We start from the raw sequence: 15,140 nt of genomic DNA on the forward strand, positions 1-15,140 counted from the left end.
GGGAAGTGTGTTCACATGGGTCAATTCTCAGTGACAATTTATGGGGCTACCGGGTCAGTTCTCAGTGACAATCAACAACATAAAGGGAAGCAGCAACGCTTCGACTTGCTCCAGGGGTTAGCAAAGGATCCAGAACGCAGGATAGTCATGCTCACGGCCACACCGCACTCCGGAGACGAAGAAGCGTTCGCGCGCTTGCTCTCGCTGATTGATCAAGAGTTCGCCTCAGTAGACTTCGACAATGCGCGTTACCGCGAGCGCTTGGCGCGGCACTTGGTTCAGCGGCGCCGGGTCGATCTCATCGAAGGGGACTGGGACGAAGATCGCTCTTTCCCGAAGCACGAAACAACCGAGTTCCCTTATCGTCTTTCAGCCGACCATTTGGCCTTTCAAGAGTCCGCCATCGACTACTGCCTTGAAGTCGTCTCGAAAGCCGGTGATCAGAAGAAGGATCAGCGGCTCGCTTTCTGGGGCACCCTCGCCTTGATGCGATGCGTGGGCTCTTCTCCAGCGGCGGCGCTAAGCGCTCTTAGAAATCGTGCCTCGAACGAAGCCGAGCGTTTGGAGCCACAAATCTACGACGAAGATGGCGACGACGAAGACGCTGTTGATGTCGAGCCCAATACAATCTTTGCGAACGATCCGGCACTCCAAGGTCTCCTGGATCAAGCGTCCAGTCTTTCGGTCGCAAAAGATCCCAAACTTGACGCGCTTGTCAGTGCGCTGAAGCCGCTGATCAAAGCAGGAGCCAATCCGGTCGTGTTTTGTCGATACCTGGCAACGGCGGAACACGTGAAGGAAGGCCTCCGAAAGGCTTTTCCAAAACTGACCATTGAGGCCGTCACCGGTGAACTCACGCCGGACGAGAGACGAGATCGTGTTTCGGAGATGACGATTGAAGATGGCGAAAAGGATACTCAGCGGATCTTGGTCGCGACGGATTGCCTGTCTGAAGGGATTAACCTTCAGCAGCTTTTTGACACTGTCGTGCACTACGACCTCTCGTGGAACCCGACCCGACACCAACAACGCGAGGGCCGGGTGGACCGTTTTGGTCAACCCGCCGAACTGGTTCGATCCATCATGATGTTTTCGCCAGACAGCGCTATCGATGGCGCCGTCCTCGACGTCATCTTACGCAAAGCGGAGGAAATCCGGAAAGCAACAGGTGTAACCGTTCCGCTGCCCGATGAACGCGGCCCCGTCACCGATGCACTCATGGCCGCGATGATGCTTCGTCGCGGTGGTCATAAACAGCTGACACTTGACTTGCGTCTGGACGACGGCACGCACGCGATGGATGCCCGTTGGCGTGATGCAAGCGAGAACGAGAAGAAATCCCGTGCGCGCTTTGCACAGAATGCAATGAAACCGGCCGAGGTTGCACCGGAATGGAACAAGGTCAAAGACCTGCTCGGTTCGCCGGATGATGCGCGGCAGTTTGTCGAACGCGCAATGTCTCGCTTTGGCGTGCCTCTAGAGAAGAAGCGGTCACTCTACATTGCGCATGTTCATGCACTGCAGGAGAGCCTGAGAGAAAAGCTGGGGCAAAGAGGAGTCGAGAAATCCGTTAAGCTTGCCACTGCGGAACCCGCGCCTTCGGGCACGTCTCTATTGACGCGCACCCATCCTCTGACAGCCGCTCTGGCAGAAAGCCTTGTGGAGGCTTCCCTGGACCACGAAGCCCTACCAGATCTCGGTATCGGGCGCGTTGGCGCTTGGCCTACACCGGCAGTCTCAGCAATGACCCGTCTCGTGCTTCTACGTATCCGCTACAAGCTCACCATCCATTCTCGCAAGGAAAGACTGCTACTCGCGGAAGAGGCCGCACTGGTTGCCCTTCAAGGGAACAGCATTGTAGCGATCGCAGACACCGCACGTGAAATGCTTAACACGCCAGCAACTGCTGATCTTGCGCAAATTGCGCGAGACCGGCTGGTGAACAACGCAAAGTCGGAGTTGCCCACGCTCATTGAAGGACCGCTGGCGGCATTCGTGAAAAAGCGGGCGGAGGAGCTCGTCGAAGATCATGCACGACTGCGTGCTGCGGCTGGATCGGCCTCGCGTGTCAGCGTGGAGGCTGTGCTTCCACCTGACGTCATTGGAATGTTCGTCCTGATGCCGGGAGAGGTTTAAGCATGGCCCGCAAGCCCATTACCGATATGTCGGCATGGCCCTCGCTTAGCCTCGAGGGCAATCTCATCGCACCCGCCATGATTGCAAAGATCGATCAGCGGGCCGCGCCGGAACAGGCCCCGGAGGACTATTCCGTTCGAAAGGGCCTGACGATCCGCGAAGAAATCTCGACGGCTTTCCGCGTCGGGCAGTCTCATTTTGATGCATTCGCCAAGATCGAGACACCAACTCAGGATGCCACACGTCGCTTTGTTTCTGGCCTCTTCAAGGAAACCTTCGGTTACGATGATCTGGCGGCTGCTGAGGCACCCATCGCATTGATCGCAAGTGGGCGCGTTCCGTTCGTCGTGGTGCCCACGTCCGAGACGCTTGACCGTCGCAGTCCGACCTTGTCAATCGACCGGTCGCGCTCCCCGGCGTTCGCCCTTCAGGACTACCTCAATGACAAGGACGAGGCGCTTTGGGGAATTGTCACCAACGGCACCCATTTGCGCCTCATGCGTGACAACGCCTCGCTGACACGCCCGGCTTATATCGAAGCTGACCTTGCCCAGATCTTCTCGAACGAGGACATCGCCTCCTTCGCGGTCCTCTGGCTGCTGATCCACCGGTCCCGTTTCGGCAACGAAGGTGCTCCCGCCACGGACTGCCCGCTCGAGCGGTGGCGAGAGACCGGCTCAAAGGAAGGTGAGGTTGCCCGGGATCGCCTTGCCGACCAGGTCCAGATCGCGCTCAAGGTGCTCGGCTCCGGTTTCCTCGAAGCCAACCCCGACCTTTCGACAAAACTGAAATCTGGTGAAGTGAACCTCACCGAGTGGTTCAACGAGCTCCTGCGCCTCGTCTACCGCTTGATCTTCCTCATGGTGGCCGAGGATCGGAACCTGCTGCACCCCAGCAACGCCAAGACCGACGCGCGCTCACTTTACGCCCAAGGTTACTCTCTCGCGGCCCTGCGCAAGCAATGCTACCGCGCCGCGACCTGGGACAAGCACCACGACCGTTACGAAGGCGTCAAGATCGTCTTCAACGCGCTCGCCCATGGTCAGCCAGCACTCGCCCTCCCGGCGCTCGGCGGCCTCTTTGCCGACGACCGTCTGCCCCACTTGGAGACCGCCCGACTGCGAAACAAGGCCTTCATGGAAGCGCTCTACCGCCTCTCCTGGCTCTCGGACAAAACCGGCATGGTCCCCGTCAACTGGCGCGCGATGGAGACCGAGGAGCTGGGGTCCGTCTATGAATCCCTCCTCGAACTGCAGCCCCAGCTGGGCGACGATGGCAAGACGCTCGTCTTCGCTTCCGAAGCCGCCGAGCAGAAGGGCAACCAGCGCAAGACCACCGGCTCCTACTACACGCCCGACAGCCTCGTTCAGGCGCTTCTCGACACAGCGCTCGACCCGGTGCTGGACAAGACCGAACCGGACAAGCTGCTCAAGCTGACCGTGATCGACCCTGCCTGCGGCTCGGGCCACTTCCTGCTGGCCGCCGCTCGCCGCATCGCCACGCGCCTTGCCCGGCATAGGGCCGAGGGCACGCCCGCGCTATCCGACTTCCGCCACGCCCTGCGCGATGTCGCGCGCTCCTGCCTGCACGGGGTGGACCGCAACCCGATGGCGGTGGAGCTGACCAAGGTCGCGCTGTGGATCGAGACGGTGGACCCCGGCCTTCCGCTCGGCTTCTTCGACGCGCAGATCCGCTGCGGCGATGCGTTGCTGGGGGTGTTCGACCTGAAGGTTCTGGAGGATGGCATCCCCGATGCCGCCTACAAGCCGCTGACCGGCGACGACAAGGATACGGCCAAATACTACCTGAAGGCCAATCGCGACGCCAAGGGCGGTCAGGGCGGGTTCGATTTCGGCACCGGCCAGGTCGCCATGCCCGAGATGAAGCCGATGGCGCTGGATTTCTCGGGTTTCCGCGATCTGCCCGAGGATACGGTGGAGCAGATCGGGGCCAAGGCCAAACGCTTCAAGGAACTGCGCAAGAAGCAGGGATTTGTGCGGGCGACGGCGGCGGCGAACCTCTATGTCGCGGCCTTCCTGTTGCCCAAGGTGGGCGGCGCGCCCGCTGGCCCCTCAGCCCGCACCGTGCCGACGACCGAGGAACTGTGGATGGCCCTCAATCAGGGCAAGATGCGGCAGGCGATGGTGGATGCGCCAAAGGCCGCGCGCCGTGCCCGTGCGTTCCACTGGCCGCTGGAATTTCCTGATGTGATGCAGCGCGGTGGGTTCGACATCGTGCTGGGCAATCCGCCATGGGAGCGGATCAAGCTGCAAGAGCAGGAGTTCTTTGCAACCCGTTCACCGGAGATCGCCGGTGCGCCTAACAAAGCGGCGCGCAACAAGCTGATCAAAGCCTTGGCGACGGCAATCGAAGGCAGCGCTGACCGAGCATTGCTTGAGGCATTCACATCCGCCAAACGCGAAGCTGAGGCAACAAGCGAATTTGTCCGTGTGTCAGGTGAAGATGGCGGACGCTTTGCTCTGACAGGACGAGGCGACGTTAACACCTATGCGCTCTTTGCGGAGTTGTTCGCGGACCTCGCGCACCAGCGAGCGGGTGTGATTGTCCCCACTGGTATCTCCACTGACATCACAACGGCCCCATTCTTTGCACATTTGGTTGAGAAACACCGACTGGCGCGGCTCATTGACTTCGAGAATCGAAGCCCGATCTTTTCGGCGGTTCATCGCAGTTTCAAATTCTGCTTACTTACTTTGGGCCGAGATGTGCGGGAGGCAGGCTTTTCATTCTTCTTGACCGATGCTAGCGAGATTGCCGACCCGGAGCGAAACTTCTCGCTGTCTCCCGAAGAGATTTCTGCAATTAACCCCAACACTCGAACTGCACCGGTGTTCCGATCTCGCTGGGACGCAGAATTGACAGCAAAAATTTACCGTCGCGCCCCGGTCCTTGTCGATGATTCAAATGATTCCAAAGGCAATCCGTGGAGTGTCAGCTTTGCACGCCCCTTCGACATGTCGACGGACTCGAAGTTCTTTCGCACTGCCTCGCAATTGGCGGCAGATGGCTTTGATCGCTCTGGCATGGATTGGATTCAGGGGGGAGTAAGACCTTCTCAAGGGGCCCTCTCCGTTGAGAGTTCAGGAGCTGGCAGCTTACCTTTGAGTGGGGCGGCCCCGCGACAAACACGATACGTTCCGCTTTATGAAGCGAAGTTGGTTTGGCACTTTGACCATCGCGCATCTTCATATCATTCACGCGGCGACGAACGAGGAAGCCGAGTGCTACCGCCCACTACGGAAGCAGAACATCAAAACATTTCCTTCGAAACTGACCCATTCTATTGGGTTCCTTCTGATGAAGTTGCCAGAAGGCTCTCTGATCGCCTTCGTGGAAAGAATTACATTTTCGGCTGGCGGGACGTAACAACTGCCATTGCTGAGCGAACGATGGTTCCATGCATTATTCCAAAATGCGGAACCGGCGATACATTCTTGCTGGCTTTTACAGAGCAACCACCACAACAACTTGCTTGTCTCTATGCGAATTGGGCGTCTCTCGCCTTCGATTACGCGACAAGACAAAAGATTGCTTATGTACATCTCAAATATAATATTGTTAAGCAGTTACCGACAATTGCGCCCGACTTCTACACCGAACCCCGCCTCGCCTTCATCACCCCGAAGGTGCTGGAACTTACCTACACCTCGCACAGCATCGCCCCGTTCGCCCGCGATCTGGGCCATGACGGGCCGCCCTTCGTCTGGGACGAGGACCGCCGCGCCGACCTGCGCGCCGATCTCGACGCCTTCTACGCCCGCGCCTACGGCCTGACCCGCGACGAGCTGCGCTACATCCTCGACCCCGCCGACGTGAAGGGCCCCGACTACCCCTCGGAAACCTTCCGTGTCCTCAAGGAAAAGGAAATCCGCCAACACGGCGAATACCGCACCCGCCGCCTCGTCCTCGAAGCCTGGGACCGCATGGAAGCCAACGGCGAATTTACGGCGATGGGGATGTAGGGGATGCACCCATACCTCAAGATCGCGCTGTGGATCGGGATTGTCGTGGCGATGTTCATGATCTTCCCGGCCTTGCTCGTCATCGCAGTGCTGATCCTGTTGTGGTGGTTGATTTCAAACCTGACGGAGCACGGCCCAAAGTGGATCTTGTGGCAACGGGATGCTTTGTTCCTGTGGATGGGCAGGTTCTGGTGGTTCGGCAAATTGCCATGGGTGTCGGGAGTCCTGCACCGCGTCCAAGCGGAAGATGAGCGCCGAAAGGAAGACGCCCGTCGCAAGAAAGCCGAGGCCGACGCCCGAGAACAGGCCGAACGCGACAGGGCGCAGAAGGAACATGATGCACTGGTCGAGCGGCCCATCCCCCCGGACATCAAACGGGATATGCGCTCCTTTCTGGACGGCTCCTTCGTCGGCGAAGATCGCTCTCCCTTGGCCTATGTCGGATACAGGGTCGGAAAAACACGTGGCCTTCCCAGCCGTGAAAGGCAAAGGCGGCTGGGCGTCTGTTTTCGGATCGAGATCCCGTCTGACCTTGACCCAAAATACCAGGGATGGGGCGCACCCGCGACATACCAGCGGTTCCGATCAATCGAGAAGCATCTGAAAATGCTTGCCGATATGCGGAGCGGTCGCAGCAACCAGAGATTTGCCGTCGCGGATTGGGAAGCGGATCGGACGTGGTTTCAGGTCGAGTACCGAGAACTGGCCGGGTTGTTTCAGCGCCACCCCCCACGGCGCTATTGGTGAGATGTACCGATGCCAGTGATCCATCCGCAAACCTACGCCAAGTTCAAGCCGATCTTCCTTGATGCTCTGAAGACCCGCACAGAGCCCGGCGCAGATCGCACCGCCATGATGCACGCCATCATCCATCAATTGAAAGACGCCTCATACACTCGGGATGATGCCGAGGATATCAGGCCGTATATCGAGTTGTTTGTGGAAGAGGTCCAGAACGGGACGATCGAGCCCTTTCCCAAGGGGCCCTATCTGGCTGGTTTGGAACCAACGCCGAACCCGGTTTTTGCACCTTTTCAGAAAGACCTGTTCACACCCAAGCCTCAGGAAAAAGCCCCGGCAGAACAAGCACTCATCGACCAGCTGATCGCCGCAACAAAGCTTTATGACACGAGCGAGGCAATCGAGGCGCTGTTCACCTTTACGATCAACTTGCGAGAGTTCGCCCCGTTCAATGCGATGCTGCTCCACATCCAGAAGCCGGGCCTGACCCATGCCGCGACTGCGCATGACTGGTGGCATCGCTTTGGGCGTGTCCCGAAGAAGGGCACGCGCCCCTTGCTGGTCTTGCGCACCAAAGGTCCGGTCGATTTCGTCTTCGATATTCTCGATACGGAAGGCCGCGATGTGCCAGTTGATGCGTTCGCGTTCCCGACTTTTGGAGACCTGAGTGACAACCGGTTTTCCGAGTTCATGCGCGCAGTCGCCAAGGAGCGGATCGATCTCGTCGTCTTGGATTCCGGCGATGGACAGGCAGGTTGGATACGTCTTCTGGCTGAATCCAAGGCCAAGACCGGCAAGAACGTTTATCAACTCGCCTACAATCGAAACCACGCCGCGCCGACGCGCTTTGTAACCGTGGCGCACGAGCTGGCACACCTCTATCTCGGACACCTCGGGTCTGATGCCGGACGACGGGTCCCTGATCGGCGGGATACACCGCATGCCTTGATGGAAGTGGAGGCCGAGATGGTTGCTTACCTTGTTGCCATGCGAAATGGGTTAAAGCCAAGGAGCGAGAGCTACCTCGCGAATTACAAAGGCGCGTTTGAGGACCTGAATCTGTATGCTGTGACGCGGGCCGCCAATGCGGTTGAAACTGCCATGGGGATTGCATCGCACAAGCTGTGGAACGAGAAGTCATGATCGAAGCGCCCCAGTCTTTCGTTATTCGGCAGGAGTGCGACAAGATCGCGTTCCAGAACGGATTTCGCCGGACTCATGGCGAAACTGAAGGCTGGCGGCGATACAGCTCGACCACAGCGCAAGGTTCGATCTGGCTGGCGGCAGAGGAGAACGGTAATTGGCTGCTCGCGATCGACCATGCCGGTGTGTTGGGAGAAATCGGTCTCGAGATGTCTGACTCCGTTGGGCCTGGACTGGCCCGCTTTCGGTTCGCATCGCTAACTTCGCTCTACGCTATCATGCCTCGCCTTTACGAACTTGCCGTCAGTCTCCCCGACGCTCCGCTCCAAGAGTTCCTGCATCGGACGAGTGAGATGCCCAGGACGACCGAGGCCGAGCGTCTAGTGGTACAGCGTGTTGGACAGGACATATTCCGAGACCGTCTGATCACCTATTGGCAGGGCTGTTGCCCGCTGACGGGCATTTCCGACCACGCCTTGCTGCGTGCCTCCCACATCAAGCCGTGGAAGGATTGCGAGAGCGACGAGGATCGACTGGACGTGCACAACGGCTTGCTTCTGTCGGCGCTCTGGGATGCCGCGTTCGACCGCGGCCTCGTTACGTTCGATGACGGCGGCCACCCGCAGTTTTCAACTCAGCTGAGTGAAACGGCTGCTACCGAATTGAGATGGCAGGCGCCAATTCGCCTGACAGACAAGCACCGTGCCCGCTTGGAATGGCACCGCAGCGAAGTGTTCGAAAAAGGATACGGCGGCTAAGTAATAGGCCAACAAAGATTTCTGCTGAACTCAGAAAACATAGGGGCTTGCGCGGGGGGACCCAATTCTGCGCAAGGTCTTGGCCTTCGCCGGATTTCTGGTAGGTCCGGTATGCGTCGAACGGTCATCCCATCGGACTTCGGTTTCCAACGTCACAAGACTCGCAACACCTCCCCATTATCCAGCCGCTTCACGTAATCGACTGCCGTGCCGTTCCAGTGATACGCAAAATGGGCCCCTTGGGTCGGGATCGGGACAACGTCGGGCCAGAAGATGGCGATGCACTGGCCCTCGGGAAAGCGCATGCTGGGCCAGGTAATGCCGTTCGAGCCAGCCGCACGGCGCTCGGCCCCGAAGAGTTGCGAGGGGCGGTAGTCGTCGGGGTCCAGCAAATCGGCGTGGCCCGTGACGTCGTCGAGATCGGTGTCGATCGATCCGATCAGCTCGCGGAACTGCGAGGTCCAGCCAGGAGCCTCTTCCGTGGCGCGCATGAAGCGGGCGTGGTGGTGGATGGTCTCGGCAATCGCCACCTCGGTGCGGTCGCCCGCGTAGTAGAGGCCGAAGCTGCCATCCGAGAACCGCCCGGGCCTGAGCGGCGAGCAATGCACGAAGGGCGCCATGACCCAGCTTGCGCCGGGGCCGGTCACGCGGCGGGCCACCGGGACCTTGGAGAGATCGCCGATGCTCTCGCGGATGCGCGGGTTGAACTTGGCCTCGGCCGAGGCCAGCGCTTCCCAGTCGGCCGGATCGGCGATGTCCTCGAAGAGGTTGATGGGCGGGTGGATCGAGCGGATAATGCGAACCGTGCGCGACCATGTCACGCGGCGGACAGGCACATTCACCAGGCACCCCGTTCGGCATCGAGATAGGCGCGCAGGTCGATCAGGTCGGTGATCTCGCCCCGGAGCATGACGTCCAGCGCACTCCGGCCCGCGAAGGCGGCGTTCGGTTTGCGGATCCAGGCATAGCCCCGGGCAGGGTCGGTGAAGAGATAGCGCAGCGCCTTGTGAATCCCCATCAGGATTGCCATCCGCGCGCGCAAGTCGCGGTCGATCCGGCCGATATCGCCGGTCTTCCACCGCGCCCAGGTGCGTTGTGCCATGTCGCCCAGCAACGTGCGGGCTTCCGCATCCGTCAGCTCCCAGGCCCGGAACAGGTTGACCGTTGTGCGTGCCAGCGCCGCCGCCTCCTCGTCGGTGATGACGGGAAGATCGGTGCGGGCGAGGACAGGCTGGACCGTAGCGAACTGCATGGCATTCTCCTTTGGCATCAATATATACATTTTGTGCCAAAAGGCAAGGTGGGCCGTGCGGTGCAGCTAAGATGGACTTCCACCCATTTCCCTGTCTTTGCGCGCCAGAGCCCTACGCCCCTTGAAGAGCTGTTGAGCGCGGCCCGTTTCCGGTTTTCTTGATGGACCCGATCCAGGGCCGCCCGTCGGCGACCACTCACGGAACGGGGACAGAATGGCAGAGGCAGCTCGGAAACCGGAAGCGATGGCCCGCGGGGCGCGGATGCTGCGCACGGCGCTCGGGCCCGCCATCGCCGGGTTTCTGGAGGACCCAATGATTGTCGAGGTCATGCTCAATCCCGACGGGCGGCTCTGGATCGACCGGCTCTCCGATGGGCTCTCCGATACCGGGGCTACCCTGTCCCCCGCCGATGGTGAGCGGATCGTGCGGCTCGTCGCCCATCATGTCGGGGTCGAGGTGCATGCCGCGCGGCCGCGCGTCTCGGCCGAATTGCCCGAGACCGGCGAACGCTTCGAGGGGCTCCTGCCGCCCGTGGTCACCGCGCCCTGTTTCGCGATCCGCAAACCTGCCGTCGCGGTCTTCACGCTCGCCGACTACGTCGCGTCCGGGATCATGACCGAGACCCAGGCGGCGCTGTTGCGGGATGGCGTTGCCGCCCGCGCCAACATCCTCGTTGCGGGCGGGACCTCGACCGGCAAGACGACGCTGACCAATGCGCTCCTGGCCGAGGTGGCCAGAACGTCGGACCGCGTTGTCATCATCGAGGACACGCGCGAGCTGCAATGCGCCGCCCCCAACCTCGTGGCGCTCCGCACCAAGGACGGCGTCGCCTCGCTCTCCGATCTCGTCCGCTCCTCGCTCCGCCTGCGCCCGGACCGCATACCCATCGGCGAGGTGCGCGGGGCCGAAGCGCTGGATCTGTTGAAGGCCTGGGGCACCGGCCATCCGGGCGGGATCGGCACCATCCATGCGGGCTCCGCCCTCGGGGCCCTGCGCCGGATGGAACAGCTCATCCAGGAGGCGGTGGTGACCGTGCCGCGCGCCCTCATCGCCGAAACCATCGATCTTATCGCCGTCCTCTCCGGGCGCGGGGCCAACCGCAACCTCTACGAGCTCGCCCGCGTCCAGGGCCTGGGACCCGACGGCGACTACCGCATCACCCCGGCGGCGCGGCCGACCGGGACGGACACCGACACAGGAGACTCTTCATGACACGATCCCTTCACCGGCTGCGCGCGCAGGCAGCCCATGCCGTTACTTTTGCCACCGTGACCTTGATGCTGGCGGGACCTGCCCGGGCGGCGGGCTCGTCCATGCCTTGGGAGGCACCGCTCCAATCGATCCTCGAGTCCATTGAGGGGCCGGTCGCCAAGATCATCGCGGTGATCATCATCATCGTCACCGGCCTGACGCTGGCTTTCGGGGATACCTCCGGGGGCTTCCGCCGCCTGATCCAGATCGTCTTCGGCATCTCCATCGCCTTCGCGGCGAGTTCGTTCTTCCTGAGCTTCTTCAGCTTCGGCGGCGGAGCGTTGATCTGATGGACGGAACATTCGAACAATTGGCGGATGTCTCGGGCTTCACCGTCCCGGTCCACCGGGCTCTGACCGAGCCGATCCTGCTGGCCGGTGCGCCGCGGGCCTTCGCGATCCTGAACGGCACGTTGGCCGCGGCCATCGGGCTCGGGCTGCAGCTCTGGGTCGCGGGCATCGTCATCGGTCTCCTGAGCCACGGGGTCGCGGTCTGGGCCGCGCGGCGCGATCCGCTCTTCGTCGAGGTCGGGCGCCGGCATCTGCGCCTTCCCGGTCACCTCGAGGTCTGAGGGCAGCACCATGATGAACCTCGCGGAGTATCGCCGGAAAGGGACGCGGCTGGCGGATTACCTGCCTTGGGCGGCGCTGGTGGCGCCCGGCGTGGTGCTGAACAAGGATGGCAGCCTGCAGCGCTCGGCCCGGTTCTGCGGTCCCGATCTCGACAGCGCGGTCGCGGCGGAGCTCGTGGCGGTGGCCGGGCGCATCAACAATGCCTTCCGTCGCCTCGGCTCGGGCTGGGCGATCTTCGTCGAGGCGCAGCGCGTGGCGGCGGCCGACTACCCCGACAGCCGCTTTCCCGATCCGGCCTCGGCGCTGCTCGATGCCGAACGGCGTGCGGGGTTTGCAGAGCAGGGGGCGCATTTCCAGTCGGACTATCTTCTGACCTTCCTCTACCTGCCGCCCGCTGAGGAGGCTGCGCGGGCCGAGACCTGGCTCTACGAAGGCCGCGAGAAGGCGGGCATCGATGCGGGCGAGGTGCTGCGCGGGTTCATCGACCGGACCGACCGGGTGCTGGCGCTGTTCGATGGCATCATGCCCGAATGCCGCTGGCTCGAGGATAGCGAGACGCTGACCTACCTGCATTCCACCATCTCGACGCAGGCCCATCGCGTCCGGGTGCCGGAAACCCCGGCCTATCTCGATGCGCTCCTGGCCGACCAACCGCTCACCGGCGGGCTCGAGCCCCGGCTGGGGGACGCCCACCTGCGTGTCCTGACCCTCTCGGGCTTCCCGACGGCCACCACGCCCGGGATCCTCGATGATCTCAACCGGCTGGCCTTTCCCTATCGTTGGGCGACCCGCGCGATCCTGATGGACAAGATGGAGGCCACGCGAATGGTCGCGCGCATCCGCCGCCAATGGTTCGCCAAGCGCAAATCCATCGCCGCGATCCTGAAAGAGGTGATGACCAACGAGCAATCGGCGCTGGTCGATACCGACGCGGCCAACAAGGCCGCCGATGCCGACATGGCGCTGCAGGAGCTTGGCGCCGATATCGCGGGCGAGGCCTATGTCACGGCGACCCTCATCGTCTGGGACGCCGACCCGCGTCGCGCCGACGAGAAACTGCGCCTGGTCGAGAAGGTCGTGCAAGGCCGGGACTTCACCGCCATGGTCGAGACGGTCAATGCCGTCGATGCCTGGCTCGGCTCGCTGCCGGGGCAGGCTTACGCCAATGTCCGCCAGCCGCCGATCTCCACCCTGAACCTCGCCCACATGATCCCGCTCTCCGCCGTCTGGGCGGGGGAGGAGCGGGATGCGCATTTCGACGGCCCGCCGCTGCTCTACGGCAAGACCGAGGGCGCGACGCCGTTTCGCCTGACGCTCCATGTGGGCGATGTCGGCCATACGCTTGTCGTGGGTCCCACCGGGGCGGGCAAGTCCGTGCTGCTGGCGCTCATGGCGCTGCAGTTCCGCCGCTATCCGGGGGCGCAGGTCTTCGCCTTCGATTTCGGGGGCTCGATCCGGGCCGCCACACTGGCCATGGGTGGTGACTGGCATGATCTGGGCGGCGAATTGACCGAAGGCGCGGAAGCGTCGGTCTTCCTGCAGCCGCTCGCCCGGATCGACGATCCCGCCGAGCGCAGCTGGGCCGCGGGCTGGATCAGCGCGATCCTTGCCCGCGAAGGCATCGCCATCACGCCGGAGGTGAAGGAGCATCTCTGGTCCGCGCTGACCTCGCTGGGCTCCGCCCCGGTTGGCGAACGTACGATCACCGGTCTCGCTGTGCTGCTGCAATCCTCCGATCTGAAACAGGCCCTGCAGCCCTATTGCCTCGGTGGCGCCCATGGGCGGTTGCTCGATGCCGAGGTCGAAGCGCTCGGCGCGGCCTCGGTGCAGGCCTTCGAGATCGAGGGGCTTGTCGGCACCTCGGCGGCGCCCGCGGTGCTCTCCTATCTCTTCCACCGCATCGGCGACCGGCTCGACGGGCGGCCGACGCTCCTGATCATCGACGAGGGCTGGCTCGCGCTCGATGACGAGGGCTTTGCCGGCCAGCTGCGCGAATGGCTGAAGACGCTGCGCAAGAAGAACGCCTCGGTGATCTTCGCGACGCAGTCGCTCTCAGATATCGACGCCTCGGCCATCGCGCCCGCGATCATCGAAAGCTGTCCGACCCGGCTGCTTCTCCCCAACGAACGGGCCATCGAGCCCCAGATCACCGCGATCTACCGCCGTTTCGGCCTCAATGACCGCCAGATCGAAATCCTCGCCCGCGCCACGCCCAAGCGCGACTACTATTGCCAGTCGCGGCGCGGAAACCGGCTCTTCGAGCTGGGCCTCTCCGAGGTGGGCCTCGCGCTCTGCGCGGCTTCGTCCAAGTCCGACCAGACATTGATCTCGGAGATCCTCGCAGAGCATGGACGCGAGGGCTTCCTCGCGGTCTGGCTTGAAGCTCGCGGGGTTGGCTGGGCCGCAGAGCTGATCCCGGGCCTCACCAATCTCGCGCCGGAGCCTGAAGTTCCGGACGCACTAATCCCCCAAGCCCCCGAACCCGCAAAGGAGACCACCCCATGACCCATGCCGCCCATCGATTGTCCAAGCTCGCCAGCGCCTCTGCGCTGGCCCTGGCACTCGCAGCCCCCATCGGCCTCGCGCCGATCTTCGCGACGCCGGCCCAGGCTTTCCTCTTCGGTGGGGGCGGGCGCATCGTATACGACCCGCGCAATCACGCCGAGAACATCCTCTCCGCCGCCCGGGCGCTGGAGCAGATCAACAACCAGATCACCCAGCTGCAGAACGAGGCGCAGATGCTGATGAACCAGGCCCGCAACCTCGCGAGCCTGCCGCATTCCTCGCTGCAGGCGCTGCAGCAGAATGTCGACCGGACCCGGCAGCTCCTGTCTGAGGCACAGAACATTGCCTTCGATGTCGCCCAGATCGACCAGGTTTTCCAGCAGGACTATGCCAATATCCCCATGGCCGCGCCCGAGGCGCAGCTTCTGGCCGATGCGCGCTCCCGATGGGAAAACACCGTCGGCGGGCTGCAGGATGCGCTCCGCGTGCAGGCCGGTGTCGTCGGCAATCTCGACGGCCAGCGCGCCGAGCTCTCCGCCCTCGTCGGCGAAAGCCAGTCCGCCGTCGGTGCCCTGCAGGCGACCCAGGCGGGCAACCAGCTCCTCGCGCTGCAGTCCCAGCAGATCGCCGACCTGATCGCCGTCGTGGCCGCCAATGGCCGCGCTTCGGCGCTCGTCGAGGCCGAGCGGTCCGCCGCGGCCGAACAGGGCCGGGTCCAGCGCGAGCGGTTCCTCACCCCGGGCGCGGGCTACCAGCCCGGCAATGCCCAAATGTTCAACAACTGAGGGAGGGCAGGCC

The 15,140-nt window shown here is 62.6% G+C and carries 12 protein-coding genes; 10 read left to right on the forward strand and 2 right to left on the reverse strand.

Going from position 1 to position 15,140, the window contains the following annotated elements; genetic code table 11:
• Positions 1-147: 147 nt before the first annotated feature.
• The 5 genes from ACGYLQ_RS16970 to ACGYLQ_RS16990 are packed head-to-tail and all read left to right on the forward strand — an operon-like array spanning position 148 to position 8,761.
• The gene (locus ACGYLQ_RS16970) at positions 148-2,136 is read left to right on the forward strand and encodes a helicase-related protein (protein ID WP_394444010.1); all 1,989 of its coding nucleotides are present in this window, start codon (positions 148-150) and stop codon (positions 2,134-2,136) included.
• Between the two features lie 2 nt (positions 2,137-2,138).
• Positions 2,139-6,119: an Eco57I restriction-modification methylase domain-containing protein gene (locus tag ACGYLQ_RS16975; RefSeq protein ID WP_394444011.1), complete on the forward strand. Its 3,981-nt coding sequence runs from the start codon at positions 2,139-2,141 to the stop codon at positions 6,117-6,119.
• 51 nt (positions 6,120-6,170) lie between these two features.
• Positions 6,171-6,866 carry a hypothetical protein gene (locus ACGYLQ_RS16980; protein ID WP_394444012.1) on the forward strand — a complete coding sequence of 232 codons (696 nt, stop codon included), beginning with the start codon at positions 6,171-6,173 and terminating at the stop codon, positions 6,864-6,866.
• Between the two features lie 9 nt (positions 6,867-6,875).
• Positions 6,876-8,003: an ImmA/IrrE family metallo-endopeptidase gene (locus tag ACGYLQ_RS16985; RefSeq protein WP_394444014.1), complete on the forward strand. Its 1,128-nt coding sequence runs from the start codon at positions 6,876-6,878 to the stop codon at positions 8,001-8,003.
• Positions 8,000-8,761, forward strand: a complete 762-nt coding sequence (locus tag ACGYLQ_RS16990; protein WP_394444016.1) for an HNH endonuclease — start codon at positions 8,000-8,002, stop codon at positions 8,759-8,761. Before ACGYLQ_RS16985 ends, ACGYLQ_RS16990 begins: the two co-directional genes overlap by 4 nt.
• Before the next feature lie 152 nt (positions 8,762-8,913).
• On the opposite strand, the gene ACGYLQ_RS16995 is transcribed toward ACGYLQ_RS16990, so the two are convergent.
• Together ACGYLQ_RS16995 and ACGYLQ_RS17000 are read right to left on the reverse strand one after the other, a co-directional pair.
• Complete coding sequence (locus ACGYLQ_RS16995) at positions 8,914-9,603, reverse strand: RES family NAD+ phosphorylase (RefSeq protein ID WP_394444017.1); 690 nt, start codon at positions 9,601-9,603, stop codon at positions 8,914-8,916.
• Positions 9,600-10,013, reverse strand: coding sequence for an MbcA/ParS/Xre antitoxin family protein (locus tag ACGYLQ_RS17000; protein ID WP_038074207.1), 414 nt, complete (start codon positions 10,011-10,013; stop codon positions 9,600-9,602). The genes ACGYLQ_RS16995 and ACGYLQ_RS17000 overlap by 4 nt, the downstream gene beginning before the upstream one ends.
• Before the next feature lie 214 nt (positions 10,014-10,227).
• Between ACGYLQ_RS17000 and trbB the strand changes: the two genes are divergently transcribed.
• The 5 genes from trbB to trbJ are packed head-to-tail and all read left to right on the forward strand — an operon-like array spanning position 10,228 to position 15,127.
• Complete coding sequence (gene trbB / locus ACGYLQ_RS17005) at positions 10,228-11,226, forward strand: P-type conjugative transfer ATPase TrbB (protein ID WP_394444019.1); 999 nt, start codon at positions 10,228-10,230, stop codon at positions 11,224-11,226.
• Positions 11,223-11,555 carry a TrbC/VirB2 family protein gene (locus tag ACGYLQ_RS17010; RefSeq protein WP_299560080.1) on the forward strand — a complete coding sequence of 111 codons (333 nt, stop codon included), beginning with the start codon at positions 11,223-11,225 and terminating at the stop codon, positions 11,553-11,555. Before trbB ends, ACGYLQ_RS17010 begins: the two co-directional genes overlap by 4 nt.
• Positions 11,555-11,836 carry a VirB3 family type IV secretion system protein gene (locus ACGYLQ_RS17015; RefSeq protein ID WP_394444020.1) on the forward strand — a complete coding sequence of 94 codons (282 nt, stop codon included), beginning with the start codon at positions 11,555-11,557 and terminating at the stop codon, positions 11,834-11,836. Before ACGYLQ_RS17010 ends, ACGYLQ_RS17015 begins: the two co-directional genes overlap by 1 nt.
• A gap of 10 nt (positions 11,837-11,846) precedes the next feature.
• Positions 11,847-14,342, forward strand: a complete 2,496-nt coding sequence (trbE, locus tag ACGYLQ_RS17020; RefSeq protein WP_394444022.1) for a conjugal transfer protein TrbE — start codon at positions 11,847-11,849, stop codon at positions 14,340-14,342.
• The gene (trbJ, locus tag ACGYLQ_RS17025) at positions 14,339-15,127 is read left to right on the forward strand and encodes a P-type conjugative transfer protein TrbJ (RefSeq protein ID WP_394444024.1); all 789 of its coding nucleotides are present in this window, start codon (positions 14,339-14,341) and stop codon (positions 15,125-15,127) included. The genes trbE and trbJ overlap by 4 nt, the downstream gene beginning before the upstream one ends.
• Positions 15,128-15,140 lie beyond the last annotated feature (13 nt).

The organism is Sulfitobacter sp. 1A12779, assembly GCF_043557315.1.
Classification (GTDB): Bacteria; Pseudomonadota; Alphaproteobacteria; order Rhodobacterales; family Rhodobacteraceae; genus Sulfitobacter; species Sulfitobacter faviae.

Excerpts from the sequence above, each read along its gene's own strand:
- ACGYLQ_RS16975 (WP_394444011.1), top strand. The coding sequence starts at position 2,139 with ATGGCCCGCAAGCCCATTACCGATATGTCGGCATGGCCCTCGCTTAGC.
- ACGYLQ_RS16985 (WP_394444014.1), top strand. The coding sequence starts at position 6,876 with ATGCCAGTGATCCATCCGCAAACCTACGCCAAGTTCAAGCCGATCTTC.
- trbE (WP_394444022.1), top strand. The coding sequence starts at position 11,847 with ATGATGAACCTCGCGGAGTATCGCCGGAAAGGGACGCGGCTGGCGGAT.
- ACGYLQ_RS17015 (WP_394444020.1), top strand. The coding sequence starts at position 11,555 with ATGGACGGAACATTCGAACAATTGGCGGATGTCTCGGGCTTCACCGTC.
- ACGYLQ_RS17010 (WP_299560080.1), top strand. The coding sequence starts at position 11,223 with ATGACACGATCCCTTCACCGGCTGCGCGCGCAGGCAGCCCATGCCGTT.
- trbJ (WP_394444024.1), top strand. The coding sequence starts at position 14,339 with ATGACCCATGCCGCCCATCGATTGTCCAAGCTCGCCAGCGCCTCTGCG.
- ACGYLQ_RS16970 (WP_394444010.1), top strand. The coding sequence starts at position 148 with ATGCTCACGGCCACACCGCACTCCGGAGACGAAGAAGCGTTCGCGCGC.
- trbB (WP_394444019.1), top strand. The coding sequence starts at position 10,228 with ATGGCAGAGGCAGCTCGGAAACCGGAAGCGATGGCCCGCGGGGCGCGG.
- ACGYLQ_RS16990 (WP_394444016.1), top strand. The coding sequence starts at position 8,000 with ATGATCGAAGCGCCCCAGTCTTTCGTTATTCGGCAGGAGTGCGACAAG.
- ACGYLQ_RS16980 (WP_394444012.1), top strand. The coding sequence starts at position 6,171 with ATGTTCATGATCTTCCCGGCCTTGCTCGTCATCGCAGTGCTGATCCTG.
- ACGYLQ_RS17000 (WP_038074207.1), bottom strand. The coding sequence starts at position 10,013 with ATGCAGTTCGCTACGGTCCAGCCTGTCCTCGCCCGCACCGATCTTCCC.